Source organism: Pseudoalteromonas sp. ESRF-bin5, assembly GCF_002632075.1.
GTDB lineage: Bacteria > Pseudomonadota > Gammaproteobacteria > Enterobacterales > Alteromonadaceae > Pseudoalteromonas > Pseudoalteromonas marina.
The window spans coordinates 1-5,339 of sequence record NZ_NTLW01000193.1 but is presented as its reverse complement, the minus strand read 5'-3'; the positions used below and the strand labels follow the sequence as shown (position 1 = coordinate 5,339).

The following is a 5,339-nucleotide window of genomic DNA, read 5'->3' as shown; positions in this document are numbered from 1 at the left end:
GCCGCTTTTTTTAATTTACCAAACGACTTTAAAATATCGTGAGGTAAGTAACTCACGCCTTTGTCAAAGCCATTTAACTGATGGTTTTGCTTACCTACTTTGAGTACTCCTTTGCTCATATCCATATTCATTACGTGATCAGCGCCGCCCTGCATTGCTGCTAACGAAAAGCCGCACGTGTACGAAAATAAATTAAGTACTTTGCCATGCTCACTATTCGCCATTACAAACTCACGGCCGCTTCGCATATCTGGAAAAATCCCGGTATTTTGGCGGCTTTGCAAATCAACTAAAAAGCGAATTCCGTTTTCGGTTACTGTATGCGGGTTAGGAAGCGCTCCAAACATAACGGTATTTTGGCTTTGTACACCTGCGCGCTGCTGATAAACAAGCGAGGTAATTAACTCTGGGTAATGCGCTTGCGCCCACTGCCAAAGTGTTTCGGTTAGCTGATTAAGCGTGTTGTCGTCTATTTCATCGTAAGAGACTAAAAATAAGCTTGGCGGGTAAAAATCTAAATTTAAGTGGCTTAATGCCTCAATACTATGGCCTCGCCCGTGAAAAACACGACACAGTTCGTTATTTAAAATAGGGGCACTCTCAAGTGCCGTGATAAGAGGCGTAAAATTTATAGTCATTTTTTAATTAATCAACTGTTGTTGTAGTTCGTGTATTTCGTCGCGCACAGAGCCCGCCTTTTCAAATTCTAAATTACTCGCATACGCGTGCATTTTAGTTTCAAGCTGCTTGATTTGCGCTGCAATTTCTTTCGCGCTAAGCACCTTTTTAGACTCTTTACGAATAAGTTGTAGGTTATCTTTAGGTCCAGCTTCTTCGCCTACATCCATCACATCAAGGATCTTTTTGGCTAAAGCACGTGGCTCTATGCCGTTATCTATATTGTATTGATGTTGAATTTCGCGCCTGCGGCTTGTTTCATCTATCGCTTTTGCCATAGATTTAGTCACTTTATCGCCATATAAAATAGCACGGCCATCTAGGTGACGCGCGGCACGACCAATAGTTTGAATAAGCGAGCGCGTTGAACGTAAAAAGCCTTCTTTGTCGGCATCCAGTATCGCAACCAGCGCCACTTCAGGCATATCCAAACCTTCTCTTAGTAAGTTAATGCCTACTAGCACGTCAAACACCCCTGCGCGTAAATCACGAATTATCTCTACGCGCTCTACAGTATCTATGTCTGAATGCAAATAACGTACTTTTACGCCGTGTTCACTTAGGTAGTCGGTTAAATCTTCAGACATACGTTTAGTAAGCGTAGTCACTAATACGCGCTCACCTTTTTCAACACATTGGTATATTTCTGATAATAAATCATCAACTTGGTCGCCAACAGGCCTTACTTCTATAAGCGGGTCTAAAAGCCCTGTTGGACGAATAATTTGCTCTGCAACTTCCCCGCCACTGCGCTCCATTTCAAAGTCGCCAGGCGTTGCCGATACATAAATGGTTTGCGGAGCAATGGCCTCAAACTCTTCAAACCTAAGTGGGCGATTATCCATGGCTGAGGGCATTCTAAAACCATATTCTACAAGGTTTTCTTTACGGCTTCTGTCGCCTTTATACATAGCGCCAATTTGCGACACCGTTACATGGGATTCATCAATAATCATTAATGCGTCATCAGGCAGGTAATCAAGCAATGTTGGTGGCGGATCGCCAGGAGTTCGCCCCGATAAATATCGACTGTAGTTTTCTATTCCCGAGCAATAACCCAACTCGGTCATCATTTCTATGTCGTACTGAGTGCGCTGCGCAATACGCTGCTCTTCTACCAATTTATTGGCACTGAGTAATTGAGCTCTTCTATCTTTTAGTTCTATTTTAATATTTTCGATTGCGCCTAGAATTTTTTCTCGCGGAGTTACATAGTGCGTTTTAGGATAAATAGTGGCACGCACAATATGTTTTTCAACAGCACCTGTCAGCGGATCAAAAATACTCAAGCGCTCTATTTCGTCGTCAAACATTTCTACCCGCACTGCGTATGTTTCTGACTCTGCCGGGAATATGTCGACCACTTCGCCGCGAACTCTGTAAGTACCTCGGCTAAACTCTATGTCGTTACGGGTATATTGTATTTCGGCTAAGCGGCGAAGCATGTCACGCTGGTCAACTTTTTCGCCTACTTTTAAAAGCAACATCATTTTCATGTATGACTGGGGGTCACCCAAACCATAAATAGCCGAAACCGATGCAACAATAATGGTATCGCGGCGTTCAAGAAGTGCTTTAGTAGCACTTAAACGCATTTGTTCTATGTGCTCATTTATTGAAGCATCTTTTTCGATAAACGTATCGCTCGATACAACATAGGCCTCTGGTTGGTAATAGTCGTAATAAGAAACAAAATATTCAACGGCATTTTTAGGAAAAAACTCTTTCATTTCACCATAAAGCTGCGCAGCCAACGTTTTATTGTGGGCCATAATAATTGTTGGGCGATTTAAGTCACTAATAATATTAGCCATGGTGAAGGTTTTACCCGTACCTGTAGCCCCTAACAATGTTTGATGAGCAAGCCCGGCCTCTAAACCTTCGCACAACTGCTTTATTGCGGTGGGTTGATCCCCTGCTGGTTTAAACTGTGATTTTAACTGAAAATGATCACTCAACTATTGCACTCCTGTAACGACTGACTGCTCAAAGACTCAAGCTCTTTTATAAACCATTTATACGCTACCAATGCGGTAAATAAATTACCGACAGCAGCACCTATAAATAATCCCGTTAACCCTGCAAAACGACTACCTAAATAAGCAAACGGAACATAGAAAACAAACAACCGTATAACACTTAAAAACAGCGCGTTCATTGGTTTATGCAAAGCATTAAACGATGAGTTTGATAATATGATCACACCTTGCAGACCATAACTAAGTGGAATGATATAAATAAAAAGTTTAATTACATCTATTACCGCTTGCTCTTTACCAAATAACTGACTTATAACGCCAGAAAAAATAATCAGTAAAATATAAATTATGAACTGCCAAGCCATGACAAACTTCAAGGTACCTATGTATGCATCTTTCACTCTACATAATTTTCCAGCCCCAAAATTTTGACTAACAAATGGAGGGAGTGTCATTGATAAGGCAAGCACTAAAATACTTGCAATAGACTCTATTCTGCTACCAACACCAAACGCGGCAACAGCCTCAGGACCATGATTAGCTACAAGTGCGGTCATGACAGCCATTGCAACAGGCGTGAGCATATTAGCACCTGCAGCAGGTACACCTATTTTTAAGATTTTTCGGATCGCCCCCATAACCGTTTGTGAGCCCGCTTTTAAGCTAAGTAGTCGCTTTTTTACGATTAATATATATAAAATAATCACAACGGCTACAGCCCAAGCTATTACACTTGCAATCGCAGCACCTTGAATACCCATAGCAGGTATAAGACCAAAACCAAATATCAGCATTGGGTCAAGTATTGCATTTATTAGCCCAGCCCCCCCCATTACAATACTTGGCGTTTTAGTATCACCACTGGCACGTAATACGGAGTTACCAATCATTGGTGTGATTAAAAATACACTGCCAATAAACCAAATATTCATGTAGTCATGAATTAACGGAAGCACCTGCTGCCCTGCCCCCAATAATGTAAACACAGGGTCAATAAGTAGATAACCAATAAGCGATAACGCAAGCACAAGTACAACAGCCACTAATATAGAGATGCTGGCGTCAAAACGGGCTTCATCTATTTTGTTACTGCCTAATGCTTTTGCAATGACAGCTGAAGTACCTATTCCTAATCCAATAGCCAAACTAATTACAGTAAATGTAACAGGGAATGTAAAACTCACTGCCGCAAGGGGCTCAGTACCTAACAAGCTAATAAAAAAGGTATCAACAATATTAAACATCATTAACATGATCATGCCAAAAATCATTGGAACAGTCATGGTTTTCAACGTGGGTAAGATGGGATCATTGAGTAAATCTGGGCGAGTCTTGGTATTTTGTGTTGCGCGCATGAAATAAATAGCCTCTTTTACTGAGTTGATCATTTTAAAGCATCAGGGCAATTCAAGCCACGGATTTATCAATAGATTTAATGCAAGAAAACCGCTTAAAATGCGCCCTCGAAGTAAACGTTGCTTTTTAAACGGTTTTGTTAAAACAGCGGGTTAACGCGCCAAAAAACAATTAAGACACATAATTGTTACTTTTATTACAAAACACACGCGCCACCTGATGCTTTTTTACACAAATCTCCTTTTTGATTTATCGTAACGAAAAATTCCACTCATCGTATCACACACAATAAAACAAAAACCTTAAGCCATTGTTTTTAAATGAAATAAAAATAATGATTTAAAAGCTTGAAATCGTTGTAGCACTCTAAATTACTGGTGCTGCTGATGTTCTTAAAGTTTCATAAACAGAGTTATCCACAGAAACCGTGGATAACTCATTGGACCCCGCATTTATAAAGGGTTTAAGAGAGATACATTTTTACTACTAACTTAAAAAGTGATGAGATTTGCTTTTATATTGTTTTATAACCTTTGCAAACCTATTTCATCAGGTTAGTAAATTTTATTTGCAATGTGGTTATTAAGCTAACCTGTTTTCAGCATTTATAATTGCAAGTTATTGATTGTATTATTTATGAGCACCTTTGCTTTTACTTGCGTATATGGTTAGGTGCTAAAATTACAAACGTTTAAAAAGCATACGCTTTAGATTTTATTACTTAGGATTAAAAATACCCTAACGTCAGGTTTTTGAGTATAAATAGTTAAAACCAAGAGTCAGTATTTTTAAATTTTGTGTTTTACACAGACCAAATCATTTCAAAGTCGTATTTTATTTACTCAATTGGCTATAGCAAACGATCACTTAGCGCTAGTTTACCACTGATGGTTTTATTGAAAGGCCAATAAATGGTTTCAAATAAAGCTATAAAACACGCAGATTGCACATAAAAACAACGAATAAACCTCTTTTTTTAATTTATGACTTTTATATGTTGACACTTTGCAGCGCGGTCATTAATATTTCGCCCCGTTGAAGGGCAAGACGCTTCCCCCTTAGCTCAGTTGGTTAGAGCGACGGACTGTTAATCCGCAGGTCCCCCGTTCGAGTCGGGGAGGGGGAGCCAAGCTTTTTAACCATAAACGATTCCCCCTTAGCTCAGTTGGTTAGAGCGACGGACTGTTAATCCGCAGGTCCCCCGTTCGAGTCGGGGAGGGGGAGCCAAGTTTATGTATATGATGTAGTTCCCCCTTAGCTCAGTTGGTTAGAGCGACGGACTGTTAATCCGCAGGTCCCCCGTTCGAGTCGGGGAGGGGGAGCCAA

3 protein-coding genes and 3 tRNA genes are annotated in these 5,339 nt (G+C 40.3%); 3 read left to right on the top strand and 3 right to left on the bottom strand.

From position 1 onward, the window contains the following. From BCG07_RS11820 to BCG07_RS11810, 3 genes are all read right to left on the bottom strand, one after another. The coding region (locus tag BCG07_RS11820) for a class I SAM-dependent methyltransferase (RefSeq protein ID WP_286890268.1) at positions 1–638 on the bottom strand (638 nt) is incomplete at its 3' end. Between the two features lie 3 nt (positions 639–641). Next, entirely contained in the window at positions 642–2,636 is a 1,995-nt protein-coding gene (gene uvrB, locus BCG07_RS11815; protein WP_008129815.1) for an excinuclease ABC subunit UvrB, read from the bottom strand. Beyond that, positions 2,633–4,012 (bottom strand): MATE family efflux transporter, encoded by a 1,380-nt coding sequence (locus tag BCG07_RS11810; RefSeq protein ID WP_286890270.1) that lies wholly within the window; start codon positions 4,010–4,012, stop codon positions 2,633–2,635. The genes uvrB and BCG07_RS11810 overlap by 4 nt, the downstream gene beginning before the upstream one ends. A 1,053-nt stretch (positions 4,013–5,065) precedes the next feature. Here BCG07_RS11810 and BCG07_RS11805 point away from each other — a divergent pair. The 3 genes from BCG07_RS11805 to BCG07_RS11795 all read left to right on the top strand — a co-directional run bounded on the left by BCG07_RS11805 (position 5,066) and on the right by BCG07_RS11795 (position 5,338). Continuing rightward, positions 5,066–5,142 (top strand) — tRNA-Asn (locus tag BCG07_RS11805). Between the two features lie 21 nt (positions 5,143–5,163). Further along, a tRNA-Asn gene (locus BCG07_RS11800) sits at positions 5,164–5,240 on the top strand. A gap of 21 nt (positions 5,241–5,261) precedes the next feature. Continuing rightward, positions 5,262–5,338 (top strand) — tRNA-Asn (locus tag BCG07_RS11795). Position 5,339: the final 1 nt, after the last annotated feature.